Source organism: Novosphingobium sp. BL-A-41-Hi4A-0G (assembly GCF_055521735.1).
The window spans coordinates 955,256-972,750 of record NZ_CM145501.1; the positions used below are offsets into that span (position 1 = coordinate 955,256).

Below are 17,495 nucleotides of genomic sequence, written 5' to 3' on the forward strand. Positions count from 1 at the left end.
TCAAACCAGCGCCTTGGCTTCGTCATCCATGGTCCCGGCCACTTCGTCGCCGTAAAGGATCATGTCGGTATGCGCCGCGCCCGAAGGGATCATCGGGAAGCAGTTGGCTTCCTTGGCAACGAGGCAGTCAACGAAGACCGGGCCATCATGGTCGATCATCGCCTGGATACCGGCATCCAGCTCGCTTTCATCGGTGATGCGGATGCCCTTCCAGCCGTAGGCTTCGGCCAGACGCACGAAATCGGGCAGGCTGTCGGAATAGGAGTTCGAATAGCGGCTTTCGTAGGTCAGCTCCTGCCACTGGCGGACCATGCCCATCCATTCGTTGTTGAGCACGAAGACCTTGACCGGCAGGCGGTACTGCGTGGCCGTGCCCATTTCCTGGATGTTCATCTGGATCGAGGCATCGCCCGCGATGTCGATCACCAGTGCATCGGGGAAACCGGCCTGCGCGCCGATCGCGGCAGGAAGGCCATAGCCCATCGTGCCCAGGCCGCCCGAAGTCAGCCACTTGTTGGGCTTCATGAAGTGGAAGTACTGCGCCGCCCACATCTGGTGCTGGCCGACTTCGGTGCTGATGATCGGGTCATGCGCCTTGGTCAGCTCGTAAAGCCGCTCGACCGCGTACTGCGGCATGATCAGCTTGGACTTGCGCGGGTAGGCAAGGCTCTTCTTGCCGCGCCAGCCATCGATGCGGGCATACCAGCCGGAGAGGTCCTGCGCCTTGTAGCCGCGTTCCAGCCACGCTTCGATCAGCTGCGCCAGAACCTTGCCGCAATCGCCGATCACCGGCAGGTCGACGCGCACGGTCTTGTTGATCGAGGCGCGGTCGATGTCGATGTGGATCTTCTTCGAATTCGGCGCGAAGGCGTCGAGGCGGCCGGTCACGCGGTCATCGAAGCGCGCGCCGACGCAGACGATCAGGTCAGCCTGATTCATCGTCAGGTTGGCCTCATAGGTGCCGTGCATGCCAAGCATGCCAAGCCACGCCGGGTGGTCCGCCGGGAACGCGCCGAGGCCCATCAGGGTCGAGGTGACGGGCGCGCCGGTCAGCGACTGCAGTTCGCGCAGCAGACGCGTCGCTTCGGGGCCCGAATTGATCACGCCGCCGCCGGTGTAGAACACCGGAGCCTTGGCCTTCGCGATCATTTCGATGGCTTCGGCGATTTCGGCTGCGCCGCCTTCGGTCTGCGGGGTATAGCGGTTGCGCCGCTGCGGGGCAGCACCCGACCATGTTGCCAGCGCGATCTGGACATCCTTGGGGATGTCGATCACGACCGGGCCGGGGCGACCTTCGGTGGCGATGCGGAATGCCTCGTCGATCGTCGCGGCAAGCTCCGAAGGGTCCTTCACCAGATAGTTGTGCTTGGTGCAGTGGCGGGTGATGCCGACCGTGTCGCACTCCTGAAACGCGTCAGAGCCGATCAGCGCGGTCGGAACCTGCCCGGTCAGCACGACGAGCGGGATTGAATCCATGAAGGCATCGGCAATGCCGGTGACCGCATTGGTCGCGCCGGGACCGGACGTGACGAGCACGACGCCGGGCTTGCCGGTTGCGCGCGCATAGCCTTCGGCAGCGTGGGCCGCGCCGGCTTCATGACGGACGAGGATGTGGCGGATGCGTTCGTCGCCGAACAGCGCATCGTAGATCGGCAGGACTGCGCCACCCGGATAGCCGAACACGAACTCGACGCCCTTGGCGACGAGGCTTTCGACCAGGATCTCGGCGCCGCTGCGCTCGCTTGTCACGTTACTTCATCCTTCTTCGCGTGCGAGGCCGTTAGACCTCCTGACACGCAGGAAAAACAAAAATTTCGGCCCGGCTGCAGCTTTCGCCGCGCCGGGCCGTCTCTCCCTTTCGGGTGCTTGATCGACATGCAAGATGGATCAGGCAATTGACGGCCTGCTACTTGACATAAAAGGTGGTGTCAAGCGGCTAAATGCGCAATAAACTTGCTGCATGATCGATGTCAATGGAATTTTCGTACGCGATGCGCGGCCAATTGCCCGGATTCTGGTTCTTCAGCCAAGTGTACTGCCGCTTGGCATAATTTCGTGTGGCCTGCTGGCCTGCGGCAATGGCCTCTTCGCGGGTAATTTTGTGACGCAAGTAGGCGGCAATCTCGGGCACGCCGATGGCGCGCATCACAGGTATCGATTCGGACAGGTCTCGCGCGAGAAGTGCCTCAACCTCGGCAATTGCGCCGCCCTCCCACATCAGTTCGAAGCGCAGGTCGCAGCGCCGGTAGAGCCACTGGCGCTCGGGCAGCAGGATGAGCGGGGCAAGATCGATGGCATCACCAATGCCGCCAACGCGCTGTTGCTGCCAGTGGGCGAGGGGACGACCGGTAGAGCGCACGACTTCGAGTGCGCGGGTAACGCGCTGCACGTCGGCGGGGCCGAGCAGCGCCGCCCGCTCGGTGTCTTCCTTGCAAAGCGCCGCATAGGCCTGCTCAACCGGCATCGCTCGCACCGCCTCGCGTATCTGAGGGTCGATTGCGGGTACGGGGGCAATGCCATGGAGCAGGGTGTTGATGTACATCCCGGTCCCGCCGACAAGGATCGGCAGAGCGCCGCGAGCATGGGCGGCATCGATCTCTGTGCGTGCGGCTGAGGCCCAGTCCGCGGCCGAGCAAGGGTCGGCCCCGTCCCACGCGCCGAACAGGACGTGCGGCACGCCCTGCATTTCTTCCTCGGACGGACGAGCGCTGAGAACCCGCAGGTCGGCATAGACCTGCGCGCTGTCGGCATTGATCACCACAGCCTCGCCGCCTTGCGCTTTGATGCGCAGGGCGAGTTTTACCGCGAGATCGCTCTTGCCGCTGGCCGTCGGCCCTGCGATTAGCGCGACGCGCGGGCCTCCGCCCGTATCTTTCGAAAAGGATTCCCCGTTGATCATCGCGCGGCTGATAGCAGACCCGGAGACGCTTGGTGACAATCTATCGCTCGCGATGGAGATGATCGAGGCGCGTGACTGGGAAGTGGCCGGGGCAGGAATGCTCGACACTTGCGACGATGTGCTCGAACTCGAGGTGGTCGAAGGCAATCCGGTCGGTATCCGCCAGATTCTCGACCAGTGCTTCCCCGAGAGCGATCTTCTCCTTGCCGAAGGGCTGATCGAAGTGCCCAACCTGTTCGTGTCGGACATGGATTCGACGATGATCGGGCAGGAATGCATCGACGAACTGGCTGATTTCGCCGGGCTCAAGGACCGCATCGCCGCGATCACCGAACGCGCGATGCAGGGCGAACTCGATTTCGAATCCGCGCTGCGTGAGCGCGTTGGCCTGCTCAAGGACCTGCCCGAAGCGGCGATCAAGCAGTGCCTTGATGAACGCATCCGCCCGATGGATGGTGCGCGCACGCTTGTCTCCACGCTCAAGGCGCGCGGCTGTCACACCGTGCTTGTGACCGGCGGCTTCCATTCCTTCGCCGATCCGGTGGCCGAACTGCTCGGCTTCGATCGCGTAGTCGGAAACCGTCTGGGCCTGCATGAGGGCGTCCTGACCGGCGGCCTCGTCGGCGGAATCGTCGACAGTTCGGTCAAGAAGCAGGTCCTGCTCGAAGAGACCGAGCGCCTTGGCGGGGAAGTATTCAGCCTTGCAACCGGTGATGGCGCCAACGACATCCCGATGATCGAGGCTGCCAGCTACGGCATCGCCTACCGTGCCAAGCCCAAGGCGCGCTCTGCCGCGGATGGCTGGATTGACCGGGGCGACCTGACATCGATCCTTTCTCTCCTGGGCGTGCCGCGCGACCAGTGGGTATTCGACTGATCAGGCCAATGCTGGCGCTCGATACCGTCTGCGCGCCAGTATCCTGAGAAGCAGGGCAGCCAGCGCCAACGTCGTCATAGTTACGCCAATCGCGCGCGTTTCAGGCAATGGAATGCGCTTGGCATAGGCGAGGGTGAAGATCAGCCAGATCACGTGAATGCCCGCCGAGTGCAGCCGCTTCCAGTTGCGGCCCAGCGCGCGCATTGCGGTGTTGCTCGAGGTCAGCGCCATCGCGAGTATGAAGACATAGGCCGTTCCGCCCGGGATGAGGGACGCCAGGGTTCGCGGCTCCGGATCGAGGCGGATCGCGGCGAAGAGCGCCACGAGATGGATCGTGTGGCTTGCTGCAAATCCCAGTCCCCACGAGCGGCGGTCGCGCGCCAGCGCCCGGCTCAACGGCGCAAAGGACAACCTGACGAATGACGATGCGAGGTAGGTCAGGAGAAAGACGGGAAAGCCGACGCGCGCCGTCCAGCGGGCCGCCAGGTGCCAGCTTTCATGTGGCGTCTCTCCGACCGCCAGACCCGCGCCAAGCGCAAGCAGCGAGAGCATCAGTCCGAATGCGATTGGCCATTTGCGTGCCATGGTCCCGTCCTCCCCCAAGGATGTTGGGTAAGTTTGCCTTCGCCGATCGTTGCTGGCAAGCACCACCCCGCAGCGGGCAATTGACGATCTATTTACAGTGCTGTTAGTATGCCGCGAACAAGACAACCGGGAGAAACGCCGTGAATGCCATGACCGGCGCGTTGAGTGCTGACCTGCCCATCTATGACGAGCGGCGTCCCGAAATGCGGATGCAGCCGCTCAAGGCGTGGCATCATTTCCAGAACCTCCTGAAGGACAAGGAAAATACCGAGGAGGTGTTCTACATCTTCGAGGCTCTTCCATGGCGCAACTTGCGCGGCCGGGCCGAGGCTTTCCTGCGCTGCGAGCGCGGGCAGGCCTTGCGGGCAAGCGAGCCCTACCTCCCGGCGATTCTCGACGATCACGAAGCCCTGCGCCGCACGCCAAAGGGCTCGCTCGCCAACGCCTACTGCGATTTCATGGAACGCGAGGGCCTGACCGCGCAAGGGCTGGTCGACGAGTTCGACCGCTTCGCCGCAAAGCGCGAACGTTTTGAAGACCAGTTCCTCTGGTACCTCAACCGCATGCGCGACGTGCACGACATGTTGCACGTGCTGACTGGCTATGGCCGCGATGCGCTGGGCGAGGCTTGCGTTCTCGCCTTTACCTACAGCCAGCAGCCATCCCCGGCGCATCTGTTCATCGGCTACCTCGCCGGCATGAACATCAACAAGCAGACCAGGCGCAGCGCCCCGGTGCTACGTGCGGTTCGTGAAGGCCAGCGCCTCGGCAAGGCTTGCCCGCGCCTGTGCGAACAGGCGATCACCGAACTGCTGCCGCTGCCCATCGAAGAAGTCCGCGCCCGCCTGAACATCACGCCCGCGGTGCGCTACAAGGAAGCGCACGCGATCTGGCAGGGCATGGGCATCGATCCCTATGATCTGCTCGGAAAGAACGCGGCCAAGCTCGCGGCCTGACGTCATAAACCTCGCGCCCCCGCCTTCGCGGGGGCGCAAAGGTCAGCCGGGCAGACTCAGCCTTCCATCCAGTCGCGGAAGAATGCCTCGTTGGCTTCGCGCAGGGCTGCAAGCTCGACGCCTGCAACCTGCGAGCCGCCAACCGTGCCGAGACGCATCGCACCCTCAAGCATTTCACCCGCCTTTGTCGTCACGACATAGCGCGACTGGTCCTCGCCGAATGCCGAGGCCGTGGTGAGCGCAACGTCAAGCGCGCAGCCCTTGCTGCCGGCCAGCGCCATCTCGGTCAGCGCCACGAGCAGGCCACCATCCGAAACGTCGTGAACTGCGGTCAGCTTGCCCGCCGCGATCCATTCGCGGACCTGCTCACCATTCCTGCGCTCAACCGCCAGATCGACCGACGGCGCATCGCCATCTTCGCGTCCGTGGATTTCGCGCAGGTAGAGCGACTGGCCAAGGTGCGAACCTTCTCCGCCCACCAGCCAGATCACGTCGCCTTCGTTATTGAACGCAACCGTGGTCATCACTTCGTGATCGAGCATCAGCCCGACGCCGCCGATCGCAGGTGTGGGCAGGATCGCCGAACCGCCGCCCGTTGCCTTCGATTCGTTGTAGAGCGAGACGTTGCCCGACACGATCGGGTAATCCAGCGCGCGGCAGGCATCGCCCATGCCGTTCAGGGCCTGGACGATCTGAGCCATGATTTCGGGGCGCTGCGGGTTGGCGAAGTTGAGGCAATTGGTGATTGCCAGCGGCCGCGCGCCCACGGCGCAAATGTTGCGCCAGGTTTCGGCCACGGCCTGCTTGCCGCCTTCGTAAGGATCGGCATAGCAATAGCGCGGGGTGCAGTCGGTGCTGAGCGCCAGCGCCTTCTTCGACCCATGGATGCGCACCACGGCAGCATCGCCGCCAGACTTCTGCAACGTGTCCGCGCCAACCTGCGAATCGTACTGCTCGAAGATCCAGCGACGATTGGCGAGGTCCGGGCAGCCGATCAACTTGACGAGGTCCGCGCCAATGTCTGCGCTTTCCGGCACCGAACCCAGCGGCGCAACATTCGCCCAGGCCTTGTAGTCGGCAAGCGACAGGGCAGGGCGGTCATAGAGCGGTGCGTCTTCGGCGAGAGGCCCGAGCGGAATATCGCAGACCGTCTCGCCCTTGAACTTCAGCACCATGTGGCCGGTGTCGGTCACTTCGCCGATCACGGCAAAGTCCAGCTCCCACTTGCGGAAGATGGCTTCGGCCATGGCTTCCTTGCCGGGCTTGAGCACCATGAGCATGCGCTCCTGGCTTTCCGAAAGCATCATCTCGTAAGGCGTCATGCCCTCTTCGCGGCACGGCACCTTGTCCATGTCGAGGATGATGCCGGCCTTGCCGTTGGTCGCCATTTCGACTGACGAGGAGGTCAGGCCCGCCGCGCCCATGTCCTGGATCGCCACGATCGCATCGGTTGCCATCAGTTCGAGGCAGGCCTCGATCAGCAGCTTCTCCGTGAAGGGATCGCCAACCTGCACGGTCGGGCGCTTCTCGTCGGATTTCTCATCGAAGTCGGCCGAGGCCATGGTCGCGCCGTGGATGCCATCGCGCCCGGTCTTGGAGCCGACATAGACGATCGGATTGCCGAGGCCCGTAGCGGCCGAATAGAAGATCTTGTCGGTATCGGCCACGCCCACGGTCATCGCGTTGACGAGGATGTTGCCGTCATAGGCCTTGTGGAAGTTGGTCTCGCCACCCACCGTCGGCACGCCGACGCAGTTGCCATAGCCGCCAATGCCCGCGACGACGCCCTGCACGAGGTGCTTCATCTTGGGATGATCCGGGCGGCCGAAGCGCAGCGCGTTCATGTTAGCCACCGGACGCGCGCCCATCGTGAACACGTCGCGCAGGATGCCGCCAACGCCCGTCGCCGCGCCCTGATAGGGTTCGATGTACGAAGGGTGGTTGTGGCTTTCCATCTTGAAGATGGCCGCCTGCCCATCGCCGATGTCGATCACGCCCGCGTTCTCGCCGGGGCCGCAGATCACCCAAGGCGCCGAAGTCGGCAGCTTCTTGAGGTGGATGCGGCTCGACTTGTACGAGCAGTGCTCCGACCACATGACCGAGAAGATGCCGAGCTCGACAAGGTTCGGCTCGCGCCCCAGAGCGTTCAGAACGCGCTGGTATTCTTCCTCGGACAGCCCATGGGCGGCGACGACATCTGGCGTGATTTCGGACATGGCGCGCGCCTTAGCGATGTGGCGCGCCTTAGGCTAGTCCTGTCAGGCGAACTTGCCGGTCAACCAAACTTCAGCGCCACCCATGTCGCAACTGTTGCGGCCACGGTCGTCGCGAACGTTCCCCAGATCACGTCGATCACAGTCACGTGCACCGGCCAGCGCGCCAGCACGGCCTGACTCGTCAGGTCGTAGGTCATGTAGCACATCGCACCGAGCACCGCACCGTTGAGCGCCGCTGCACCAAGCCCTTGCGACAGGCCCGGGCGCACGGCAAACCACAGCATCCCGGCCAGATAGAGCACGTAGAACACCAGCGCCGGAGCTGCGCGGAACTGCGGCGCCAGCAAGTCTCCCAGCGCAGGCCGGTAGAGCTTGGACCCAGCCCAGCCGAGCCAGACGGCATCAAGCGCGCCGAACACGACGGCGGCCGCTACATAGGCGATCACGTATTGCATGGCGCTTGGTCTCCCGGATTGCTGTTCATCGAAGCTTGACCACGCGCCAACGCCCCGTCAATGCTGCCCCTATGGGAACCGGACCTGAAATCGCCAGCCTCAGCTTCGAAGAGGCGCTCAAGGAACTCGAAAACGTCGTGCGCCGGCTCGAAAGCGGTGACGCACCGCTCGATGAATCGATCGATCTTTACGCTCGCGGCGATGCGCTGCGGGCGCATTGTCAGGCACGGCTCGATGCAGCGCAGGCGCGAATCGAGGCGATCGTGGCCGATCGCGACGGCAAGCCGCAGGCCTTGCGCGCCTTTGACGAAGCGCAGGGTTGAACGGGGCAGTCATGGCAACGGAAACCGGCCTGCTGAAGCCCGCGCTCAAGGCCATTGCCGAGGATATCGACAAGAGCTTTGACCTGCTCCTGCCGGTCCCCGGTGATCCGCGTGACCGATTGGTCAATGCCATGCGCTATGCCACCATCGGCGGCGGCAAGCGGGTTCGCCCGTTGTTGGTCTGCGCCACCGCCGCCCTGTTCGGCGTGTCACGCGAAGCGGCGGTGCGGGTCGGCACTGCGATAGAGGCAATCCACGTCTATTCGCTGATCCACGATGATCTGCCCTGCATGGACAACGATGCGCTGCGCCACGGCAAGCCGACGGTGCATCTTGCCTTCGACGATGCCGCGGCAGTGCTCGCAGGCGACGCGCTGCACGATTTCGCGTTCGAGATCCTGTCCGATCCGGCCACCAGCGGCGATCCGTTCACCCGCATCGAACTGATCCGCACGCTCGCTACGGCCAGCGGCATGAACGGCATGTGCGGCGGGCAGATGATGGACATCGTCGCCGAAACCTCCAGCTTCGATCTGCCTACCGTCACGCGTCTGCAGCAGCTAAAGACCGGCGCGCTCCTTTCGGCATCGGTCGAAATGGGCGCGATTCTCGGCAAAGTGCCGCCCGAGGGCCGCACGCATCTGCGGGGTTATGCGCGCGATATCGGCCTTGCCTTCCAGATTGCCGACGACCTGCTTGACGCTGAAGGTGATGAGGCGGCTGCCGGAAAGGCGCTGCGCAAGGACGAGGCTCAGGGCAAGGAAACCTTCCTTTCCTTGCTCGGCCCCGAACGCGCGCGCGAGCAGGCCAGAATGCTCATCGATCAAGCCATCGAACTTCTGGCCAGCTACGGCCCAGAGGCCGACCTGCTCCGCGAGTTGGCGCGCTTTATTGTCGAGAGGAACCACTGATGGCACAGCGCATCGGCGTCTATCCGGGCACGTTTGACCCGATCACGCTCGGCCACCTCGACATCATCCGGCGTGGCGCCAAGCTGGTCGACAAGCTGATCATCGGCGTGACCACCAACCCTTCGAAGAACCCCATGTTCACGCCCGAAGAGCGCATGGCGATGGTCGTGCGCGAAGTGGCTGACCAAGGCATCGACAATGTCGAAGTCGTCGGCTTCAACGCACTGCTGATGAAGTTCGCGCGTGCGCAGGGCGCCAGCGTGATCGTGCGCGGCCTGCGTGCTGTGGCCGATTTCGAATACGAATATCAGATGGCCGGGATGAACCAGAAGCTCGATGCCGAGATCGAGACCGTGTTCCTCATGGCCGATGTCAGCCTGCAGCCGATTGCCTCGAAGCTCGTCAAGGAAATTGCGCTGTTCGGCGGCGAAATTGCCGATTTCGTCACCCCTGCGATTCGCAACGAAGTGGCCGCGCGGGTGGAGAAGATAGGCAGACTGGGCGATTATTGAGCAGGCGTTGCTGACACACAGTGGCAATCGTTCATTGCAGCGACAGCGCGAGACGCCTATCGGCGATCAAGTTTATCCGGAGTTCGACATTTCCATGGTTTCGCGCTTTCTAACCGCCTTTGCGCTCGGCGCTGCCCTGATCGTGTCGCCCGCCGTGGCGAAGGACAAGAAGGACGAGGCTGCGGCCCCCGCTCCCAAGGTGCTGAACTACGCCGTGAACGCCGATCAGTCGGTCGATCGCGAGAACATCCTTTACCTCGACCTCTCGAACGGTGGTCGCGTGGCGATCCGGCTCGTGCCGGATTGGGCGCCCGCGCATGTCGAGCGGATTAAGACGCTGGCACGCCAGGGCTTTTACAACGGCGTCATTTTTCACCGCGTGATTGATGGCTTCATGGCGCAGACCGGAGACCCGACGGGTACGGGGCAGGGCGGTTCGCCGCTTCCTGACCTGACGGCGGAGTTCAACGCCGTGCCGCATGTGCGCGGATCGGTTTCGATGGCCCGCACCAACGAGCCCAACACCGCGAACAGCCAATTCTTCATCGTGTTCTACCCCCGCTTCGCGTTGGATCACAAGTACACGAACTTCGGCCGCGTGATCGCGGGCATGGACTATGTCGATGCGGTGGTGCGCGGAGAACCGCCGCAGAACCCGACCAAGATCGTGCAGGCGTCGATCGCGGCTGACAACAAGCCGGTGCCGGCCATGGAAGCGCCTGCCGCTGCCAAGGCCATCACCGCAGACATGCTCAGCAACTCTTCGTCAAACTGAAGGGGTCGAACCTCGCCGCTTTTGCGGCTAGGGCGCAGTCATGCGCGTAGACCTCTTCGATTTCGAACTTCCCCAGGAAAACATCGCCCTGCGTCCAGCAAGGCCGCGTGATTCGGCGCGGCTGCTTGGCGTGGGAAGCGATGGGCCGTTCCGCGACCTTACGGTTCTTGATCTTCCTTCGTTGCTCAATCCGGGCGACGTTCTGGTGTTCAACGACACCCGTGTCATTCCGGCCCAACTTGAAGGCCAACGCGGCGAGGCGCGCATCGGCGCGACGCTGCACAAGCGCATCGACTTGCGCCGCTGGCAGGCCTTCGTTCGAAACGGCAAGCGCCTGCGTGAAGGCGACGAGATCCGCTTCGGCGCGGGCGTCACCGCCCATGCCGAGGGCCGTCTTGCCGATGGCAGCTGGACGCTGTTCTTTCCGGGCGAGGAACCCGTAGAGGTCCTGCTGGAGCGTGCCGGACAGATGCCGCTGCCGCCCTATATAGCGGGCAAGCGGCCGACCGACGAGCAGGACCGCGAAGACTATCAGACCATGTTCGCCGCCAAGGATGGCGCAGTCGCGGCGCCCACGGCCGCGCTGCACTTCACTCCGCGCCTGATGGAAGCCATCGCCGCGCGTGGCATCCGGACCGAGACGCTCACCTTGCATGTTGGCGCGGGTACGTTCCTGCCGGTCAAGGCCGAGGACACCCAGGACCACCAGATGCACGCCGAATGGGGCACGATCGGCGCTGCGACAGCAGACCGTCTCAACGCCGCACGTGCCGCCGGCAATCGCGTTATCGCGGTCGGAACCACCTCGCTGCGTCTCCTGGAAAGCGCAGCAGGCGACGACGCTGATGGAAATTGGGTGATTCGCCCCTTCGAAGGCGACACTGCGATCTTCATCACGCCGGGTTACACCTTCCGCGCCATCGACGGGTTGATGACCAACTTCCACCTGCCCAAGTCGACTCTGTTCATGCTGGTCTCGGCACTGATGGGCCTTGATCGCATGCAGGCGGCCTACGCCCACGCCATCGCACAAGGCTACCGCTTCTACTCCTACGGCGATTCAAGCCTGCTCCTGCCATAAAGCGCAGTTTCGGTCTGGCCTGCGCCGGGTAGCTTCCCCCAAACAGATCTGGGAGCAGGGCATGATACCGGCACACGTTCCGGCCGACCGCGTGGTCGACTTCGACATCTTCAATCCGCCGGGCGTCGAGAGCGACTACTTCGCGGCGTGGAAGACCCTGCTCGATGGGCCGGGGCTGGTCTGGACGACCGCCAACGGCGGGCACTGGATCGCTGCGCGCGGTGATGTGGTGCGCGAACTGTGGGGCGATGCCGAACGGCTTTCCAATCAATGCCTTGCCGTCACCCCCGGCCTCGGCGAAGTCATGCAGTTCATCCCGCTCCAGCAGGACGGCGCAGAGCACAAGGCTTTCCGCACCCCGGTAATGAAAGGCCTCGCCTCGCGCTTCGTCGTCGCGCTCGAACCGAAGGTCCGCGAAGTCGCGCGCGAACTGATCCAGGGCCTGCGCCCGCTAGGAAAATGCGATTTCTGTAGCGACTTCGCGGAAATCCTGCCCCTCAACATCTTCCTCACCCTGATCGACGTCCCCCTCGAAGACCGCCCACGCCTCCGACAGCTGGGCGTTCAACTCACGCGTCCGGACGGCTCGATGACGGTGGAGCAACTCAAGCAGGCGGCAGACGACTACCTCTGGCCCTTCATCCAGAAACGCATGGCCGAGCCGGGCGACGACCTGTTCAGCCGCATTCTTTCAGAGCCAGTCGACGGCCGGCCATGGACCGAGGACGAGGCGCGCAGGATGTGCCGCAATCTTCTGTTCGGGGGACTCGATACGGTTGCGGCGATGATCGGGATGGTCGCGCTGCATCTGGCGAGGCATCCCGACGACCAGAAATGGATGCGCGATAACCCCCGAGAGTTGCCCGGAGTTGCCGATGAGTTGATGCGGAGATACCCGACAGTTGCCGTGAGTCGCAATGCAGTTGGAGATATCCAAATCGATGGTGTCACCATTCGCACCGGTGACCTCGTTTACCTCCCCAGTGTGCTGCATAACCTTGATCCCAAAAGCTTTTCTGCTCCCGAAGAGGTCCGCTTCGACCGCGGCCTGACCCCGATCCGCCACACCACGATGGGTGTCGGCGCACATCGCTGCGTCGGGGCAGGCCTCGCCCGCATGGAAGTGATCGTGTTCCTCGAGGAGTGGCTGTCAGGCATGCCGGAAGTCAGGCTCGATCCTGACAAGCCCGTGACGATGAAGGGCGGCAACGTCGGCGCCTGCACCGCGCTGCCACTGGTTTGGAATACCTAGGAAAACCAGCCCCAGACCAACCGCACGGTCAGCCCGATGCTCACCACCACGAGCAGCGGGCGGATTACCTTGGCGCCGAACTTGGTGGCGTAATGCGAGCCGATCCACGCTCCCGTCATCGCGCCTGCTCCCATGCACAACCCCAGTATCCACATCGCCTGCCCGCCGATGGTGAAGACGATGACGCTGGCTATGTTGCTCGTAACGTTGAGGTATTTGGTCAGGCCCGTGGCCCGTGTCAGCCCCATGCCGCGCAGGCCGACGAGCGTGGTCGCAAAGAACTGGCCGGCGCCGGGGCCGAAGAAGCCGTCGTAGAATGCCACGCCTGCGCCGACCGGCATGTAGCCGCGCTCGGACAGGTGGCCATGGCGGTCCTCGTCGGTCATGCCCGGCGAAAGCACTGTGTAGAGCGCAACTGCGATCAGCAGCACGGGGACGACCAGCTTCAGCACGTCGGCACTAAGGTGCTGAATCGCCAGTGATCCGCTGAGCGCGCCGACGAAGACCATGGCAGCCGTCGGCGCGCTCTTGCGGAAGCTGAACAGCCCGGCCTTGTGATAGCGCCAAGTGGCCATCGAGGTACCGCACATCGACTGGATCTTGTTGGTGCCCAGAACCACGTGCGGGGGCAGGGGGGTGGAAAGCAGGACCGGCATCATCACCAGTCCGCCGCCGCCTGCCACCGCATCGATGAAGCCCGAAAGGACCGCGACGCAGGTCAGCGCCGGATAGAACCACAGATCGAGGTTCACGGGGTCAATCATCAGCAGGTCTGGCATTTGCGCGCTTTGGCGATTGCGCCTAAGGGCCGCAACACTCTTTTTGCCGAGATTGCCGCACAATGACCCGTTTCGCCTTCGACATCCATGCCACCGACGGAAAGGCGCGCACCGGCACGATCCGCATGATGCGCGGGGACATACGCACGCCTGCCTTCATGCCGGTGGGCACGGCGGCGACGGTCAAGGCGATGAAGATGGAGGACGTCCGCGCAAGCGGTGCCGACATCATTCTTGGCAACACCTACCACCTGATGCTGCGCCCCGGTGCAGAGCGCGTGGCGCGTCTGGGGGGCCTTCACAAGTTCGGCGGGTGGGACCGACCGATCCTGACGGACAGTGGCGGCTATCAGGTGATGAGCCTGTCCGACCTTCGGAAGATCACCGAGGAAGGCGTGACCTTCGCCAGCCACCTTGACGGGTCGCGCCACCTGCTCAGCCCCGAACGTTCGATGGAAATCCAGCGCCTGCTCGGGTCGGACATCGTCATGTGCTTCGACGAATGCCCCCGTGCGGACCAGCCGCGTGACGTGATTGCCAAGTCGATGGAAATGTCGATGCGCTGGGCAAGGCGCAGCCGCGACGCTTTCGATGCTGGCGGTGAACATGCCGAACGCTCGGCGCTGTTCGGTATCCAGCAGGGCGCTCTGGATGAGGGCCTGCGCAGGTATAGCGCTGACGCCCTGACCGAGATCGGCTTCGATGGTTATGCCATTGGCGGCCTTGCCGTGGGGGAAGGGCAGGAGGCGATGTTCGCCACGCTCGACTTTGCGCCACAGCAGTTGCCTGCGGACCGTCCGCGCTATCTGATGGGTGTGGGCAAGCCTGATGATCTTGTCGGCGCGGTGGAGCGCGGGGTCGACATGTTCGACTGCGTGTTGCCGACCCGCTCCGGGCGCAACGGGCAGGCCTTCACCTGGAACGGCCCGCTCAACATGCGCAATGCCCGCCACGCCGAGGATACCGGGCCGCTGGACGAACGGTGCCCGTGTCCGACCTGCACCAAGTACAGCCGCGCCTATCTGCACCACCTGCACAAGTCAGGTGAGATGCTCGGCGCGATGCTGCTGACCGAGCACAACCTGTGGTTCTACCAGCAACTGATGGCAGGAATGCGCGCGGCTATCAGCGAAGGCCGGTTCGCCGCGTTTGCAGCCGATTTCCGGCGGGATTACTTCGCGCGCTAGGCTGCGACAGGACCCACATCTGACGGTATGACCTGCACCTGCGTTTCCAGCCGGGTGTCCTTGTAGGCGTAGAACATGCCGGTCCGCTCATCAAAAAAGCCTGCGCCGATGGCGAAGGCCTGCCGCTGCGCGGTGAGGAGATCGGGATACCATTTGCCGGTGCGGTGCGGGGTGACGAAGCGATAGAGGGACATGCCCTCCCAATGGCCATGTCGTGTGTCGGTTCCCTGACAAGGTCGAGATTTTGGCGCGAGAACGAAACGTAACGCCTTGTTTGCGAATGCGAAAAAGGCGGGGCTTGCGCCCCGCCTCTTCCTTGATCTGCAGTGGTCGGAAACCGATCAGCGCGAATAGAATTCGACGACCAGGTTCGGTTCCATCTTCACCGGATAGGGCACTTCGTCGAGCGTCGGCACGCGGGTGAAGGTGACCTTGTCGCCGTCGGCGGCAACGTAGTCAGGAACTTCACGCTCGGGCAGGGTCTGTGCTTCGGCGATCAAGGCCATTTCCTTGGCCTTCTTGCCGAGGCTGATCACGTCGCCGGGGCGAACGCGACGCGAGGCGATGTTGCACTTCACGCCGTTGACGTAAATGTGACCGTGCGAAACGACCTGACGGGCCGAGAAGATGGTCGGTGCGAACTTGGCGCGGTACACGACCATGTCGAGGCGCTGCTCGAGCAGGCCGATCAGGTTCTGACCGGTATCGCCCTTCATCTTCGCCGCTTCCTGATAGGTGCGCTTGAACTGCTTTTCGGTCACGTCGCCATAGTAGCCCTTGAGCTTCTGCTTGGCGCGGAGCTGAATGCCGAAGTCCGAGACCTTGCTCTTGCGGCGCTGGCCGTGCTGGCCGGGGCCATACGAGCGGCGGTTCACCGACGACTTGGGACGGCCCCAGATGTTCTCGCCGAGACGACGGTCAATTTTGTACTTTGATGCCTTGCGCTTGGACATGCGCTGCCTTTCAATCTGCATTGCACCGGCAACTCACCGATGCTTCAAGTCCCGGACCCGCACCACTCTGCCAATTGCAGAATGCGGCCACCGCTTCACCGGGAGTGCGAGGCCAATTGCGAAGCGCGGCCAAGAACAGACAATTAGGGCTTTGTCAAGGGCACCGGCCATAGACAGGCGGACGAAACTGGAGTGCTATCGCCAATGATGCACGAGAGGCCGCCTCGTCCTGAGCAATGCGAGCCGCTGGAAAGCCTTTCCAGCGGCGTGGAGGCGATCGACCTGCAGATACTTGCCCTGCTTTCCCAACGGTTTGGCATGTCGCGCGATGCGGTTGATGGGAGTGGCCTCGGGGACGAGGAAGACCGCAAGGCGCAGCTTTCGGTGATTCGCCGCAGGGCGTTCGAACTCGGCATCCCCGTCGGGCTGGTGACCGACTTCTGGGACCGGCTGCTCGATGCATCTGAAGCGATGCAGGCCCAGCGCGGCAATCGCGCGATCAACGAATAGCAGATCAGTTGCGCGGTTCGTCGCCGGGCTTCGATCCCGGCTTGCGGCGCAGCGCGCTCAACACGCCACGCATCGTGCGCACTTCCAGATGGTTCCAGCCCGGCTTGGTCAGCATGGTGCGCAAGGTGCGGCGGGTGGCTGCGGCGCGAGCTTCGGGTTCAAAGTAACCGCGCGGCTCGAGCATGGTGCAGAGCTGTTCGAACATGCCTTCGAACTCTTCCTGCGGCGCGGGCGGCAGGAGATCCTCGACCGTGGGCTGCACGAGGTCGACATGCTTCGACCATTCATAGGCGCACAGGATCACCGCCTGAGCAAGGTTCAGCGAGCCGAATTCCGGATTGATCGGAACGGTGATGATCGCGCGCGCCAGGGCTACGTCATCGGTCTCGAGGCCCGACCGTTCAGGGCCGAAGATGATCGCGCTGCGGCCGGGTGCGACGATGATGTCCTTGGCGGCCTGTTCAGGCGTCAGCACGGGCTTGGTCACGCCGCGCTTGCGCACGGTGGTGGCATAGACATGGCTGCAGTCGCCGACAGCCTCGGCAAGGGTATCGAAGACCTGCGCCTTTTCGAGGACGATGTCGGCCCCGGCTGCGGCAGGTCCTGCCGACGGATTGGGCCAGCCATCACGTGGCGAGACCAGTCGCATCTCGGTAAGCCCGAAGTTGAGCATGGCGCGCGCTGCCTTGCCGATGTTTTCGCCCAGTTGCGGGCGTACCAGCACGATTACCGGCTGGCGCTGGGCATTGTCGGCTTCGCTCACGTCAGACCGCTCATTTCCTGGACGCTGGAGGCAAACTCCTCGAAGTCACGCGCTTCGGTGAAATCGCGGTAGACACTGGCGAAGCGAATGTAGGCGACGCTGTCGAGCTGGCGCAGGCCCTCCATGACCATTTCACCGATCATCTTGGACGGCACTTCGGCATCGCCCATGGTCTCGATCTGGCGCTGGATGCCGGACACAAGCTGATCAAGCCGTTCCTGAGAGACTGGGCGTTTGCGGCACGCCAGGGCGACCGACTGCTCGATCTTGGAGCGGTCGAACGGTTCGCGGCGCTCACCGCTCTTGACCACGACGACTTCGCGCAACTGGACACGCTCGAACGTGGTGAACCGCGCGCCACAGCCTTCGCACTGACGGCGCCGACGGATCGAGGTGTTGTCCTCGCTCGGCCGGCTGTCCTTTACCTGGCTATTGTCGTGGGCGCAGAACGGGCATCTCAT

The 17,495-nt window shown here is 63.5% G+C and carries 20 protein-coding genes; 10 read left to right on the top strand and 10 right to left on the bottom strand.

The window, feature by feature from the left end; translation table 11 throughout:
* Together ACZ1JX_RS04620 and miaA are read right to left on the bottom strand one after the other, a co-directional pair.
* The gene (locus tag ACZ1JX_RS04620) at window positions 1-1,749 is read right to left on the bottom strand and encodes an acetolactate synthase 3 large subunit (RefSeq protein ID WP_465125605.1); all 1,749 of its coding nucleotides are present in this window, start codon (window positions 1,747-1,749) and stop codon (window positions 1-3) included.
* 187 nt (window positions 1,750-1,936) lie between these two features.
* Entirely contained in the window at window positions 1,937-2,899 is a 963-nt protein-coding gene (gene miaA, locus ACZ1JX_RS04625) for a tRNA (adenosine(37)-N6)-dimethylallyltransferase MiaA (protein WP_465125606.1), read from the bottom strand.
* Here miaA and serB point away from each other — a divergent pair.
* A complete protein-coding gene (serB, locus tag ACZ1JX_RS04630; protein WP_465125607.1) occupies window positions 2,892-3,776 on the top strand; it encodes a phosphoserine phosphatase SerB in 885 nt (294 codons plus the stop codon). The two genes, miaA and serB, sit on opposite strands and share 8 nt — an antisense overlap.
* Here serB and ACZ1JX_RS04635 read toward each other — a convergent pair whose 3' ends face one another.
* Complete coding sequence (locus ACZ1JX_RS04635; protein WP_465125608.1) at window positions 3,777-4,361, bottom strand: hypothetical protein; 585 nt, start codon at window positions 4,359-4,361, stop codon at window positions 3,777-3,779.
* A gap of 149 nt (window positions 4,362-4,510) precedes the next feature.
* On the opposite strand from ACZ1JX_RS04635, the gene ACZ1JX_RS04640 reads away from it, so the two are divergent.
* Window positions 4,511-5,317, top strand: a complete 807-nt coding sequence (locus ACZ1JX_RS04640; RefSeq protein WP_465126356.1) for a Coq4 family protein — start codon at window positions 4,511-4,513, stop codon at window positions 5,315-5,317.
* A gap of 56 nt (window positions 5,318-5,373) precedes the next feature.
* Here the strand turns inward: ACZ1JX_RS04640 and purL are convergent, their stop codons facing one another.
* Entirely contained in the window at window positions 5,374-7,533 is a 2,160-nt protein-coding gene (gene purL / locus ACZ1JX_RS04645; RefSeq protein WP_465125609.1) for a phosphoribosylformylglycinamidine synthase subunit PurL, read from the bottom strand.
* A gap of 59 nt (window positions 7,534-7,592) precedes the next feature.
* On the bottom strand, window positions 7,593-7,988 hold the full coding sequence (locus ACZ1JX_RS04650) for a DUF2177 family protein (protein WP_465125610.1): 396 nt from the start codon (window positions 7,986-7,988) through the stop codon (window positions 7,593-7,595).
* A 71-nt stretch (window positions 7,989-8,059) separates the two neighbouring features.
* Here ACZ1JX_RS04650 and ACZ1JX_RS04655 point away from each other — a divergent pair, with 71 nt between their 5' ends.
* From ACZ1JX_RS04655 to ACZ1JX_RS04680, 6 genes are all read left to right on the top strand, one after another.
* Window positions 8,060-8,311 carry an exodeoxyribonuclease VII small subunit gene (locus tag ACZ1JX_RS04655; RefSeq protein ID WP_144901267.1) on the top strand — a complete coding sequence of 84 codons (252 nt, stop codon included), beginning with the start codon at window positions 8,060-8,062 and terminating at the stop codon, window positions 8,309-8,311.
* 11 nt (window positions 8,312-8,322) lie between these two features.
* Window positions 8,323-9,222, top strand: a complete 900-nt coding sequence (locus ACZ1JX_RS04660; protein WP_465125611.1) for a polyprenyl synthetase family protein — start codon at window positions 8,323-8,325, stop codon at window positions 9,220-9,222.
* Window positions 9,222-9,734 carry a pantetheine-phosphate adenylyltransferase gene (gene coaD / locus ACZ1JX_RS04665; RefSeq protein ID WP_465125612.1) on the top strand — a complete coding sequence of 171 codons (513 nt, stop codon included), beginning with the start codon at window positions 9,222-9,224 and terminating at the stop codon, window positions 9,732-9,734. The genes ACZ1JX_RS04660 and coaD overlap by 1 nt, the downstream gene beginning before the upstream one ends.
* Before the next feature lie 94 nt (window positions 9,735-9,828).
* Window positions 9,829-10,509 (top strand): peptidylprolyl isomerase, encoded by a 681-nt coding sequence (locus ACZ1JX_RS04670; RefSeq protein ID WP_465125613.1) that lies wholly within the window; start codon window positions 9,829-9,831, stop codon window positions 10,507-10,509.
* Window positions 10,510-10,549: 40 nt separating this feature from the next.
* Window positions 10,550-11,590, top strand: a complete 1,041-nt coding sequence (gene queA / locus ACZ1JX_RS04675; RefSeq protein WP_465125614.1) for a tRNA preQ1(34) S-adenosylmethionine ribosyltransferase-isomerase QueA — start codon at window positions 10,550-10,552, stop codon at window positions 11,588-11,590.
* A 61-nt stretch (window positions 11,591-11,651) separates the two neighbouring features.
* Entirely contained in the window at window positions 11,652-12,842 is a 1,191-nt protein-coding gene (locus tag ACZ1JX_RS04680; RefSeq protein WP_465125615.1) for a cytochrome P450, read from the top strand.
* On the opposite strand, the gene ACZ1JX_RS04685 is transcribed toward ACZ1JX_RS04680, so the two are convergent.
* A complete protein-coding gene (locus ACZ1JX_RS04685) occupies window positions 12,839-13,621 on the bottom strand; it encodes a TSUP family transporter (protein WP_465125616.1) in 783 nt (260 codons plus the stop codon). The two genes, ACZ1JX_RS04680 and ACZ1JX_RS04685, sit on opposite strands and share 4 nt — an antisense overlap.
* 62 nt (window positions 13,622-13,683) lie before the next feature.
* On the opposite strand from ACZ1JX_RS04685, the gene tgt reads away from it, so the two are divergent.
* Window positions 13,684-14,808, top strand: a complete 1,125-nt coding sequence (tgt, locus tag ACZ1JX_RS04690; RefSeq protein ID WP_465125617.1) for a tRNA guanosine(34) transglycosylase Tgt — start codon at window positions 13,684-13,686, stop codon at window positions 14,806-14,808.
* Here the strand turns inward: tgt and ACZ1JX_RS04695 are convergent.
* Complete coding sequence (locus tag ACZ1JX_RS04695; protein ID WP_465125618.1) at window positions 14,805-15,002, bottom strand: hypothetical protein; 198 nt, start codon at window positions 15,000-15,002, stop codon at window positions 14,805-14,807. The genes tgt and ACZ1JX_RS04695 overlap by 4 nt on opposite strands.
* Before the next feature lie 147 nt (window positions 15,003-15,149).
* Window positions 15,150-15,761, bottom strand: coding sequence for a 30S ribosomal protein S4 (rpsD, locus tag ACZ1JX_RS04700; protein WP_465125619.1), 612 nt, complete (start codon window positions 15,759-15,761; stop codon window positions 15,150-15,152).
* 204 nt (window positions 15,762-15,965) lie between these two features.
* On the opposite strand from rpsD, the gene ACZ1JX_RS04705 reads away from it, so the two are divergent.
* Window positions 15,966-16,271 carry a chorismate mutase gene (locus tag ACZ1JX_RS04705; protein WP_465125620.1) on the top strand — a complete coding sequence of 102 codons (306 nt, stop codon included), beginning with the start codon at window positions 15,966-15,968 and terminating at the stop codon, window positions 16,269-16,271.
* 4 nt (window positions 16,272-16,275) lie between these two features.
* On the opposite strand, the gene ACZ1JX_RS04710 is transcribed toward ACZ1JX_RS04705, so the two are convergent.
* Both ACZ1JX_RS04710 and nrdR read right to left on the bottom strand, forming a co-directional pair.
* Window positions 16,276-17,034 carry an RNA methyltransferase gene (locus ACZ1JX_RS04710; protein WP_465125621.1) on the bottom strand — a complete coding sequence of 253 codons (759 nt, stop codon included), beginning with the start codon at window positions 17,032-17,034 and terminating at the stop codon, window positions 16,276-16,278.
* A complete protein-coding gene (gene nrdR / locus ACZ1JX_RS04715) occupies window positions 17,031-17,495 on the bottom strand; it encodes a transcriptional regulator NrdR (RefSeq protein WP_465125622.1) in 465 nt (154 codons plus the stop codon). The genes ACZ1JX_RS04710 and nrdR overlap by 4 nt, the downstream gene beginning before the upstream one ends.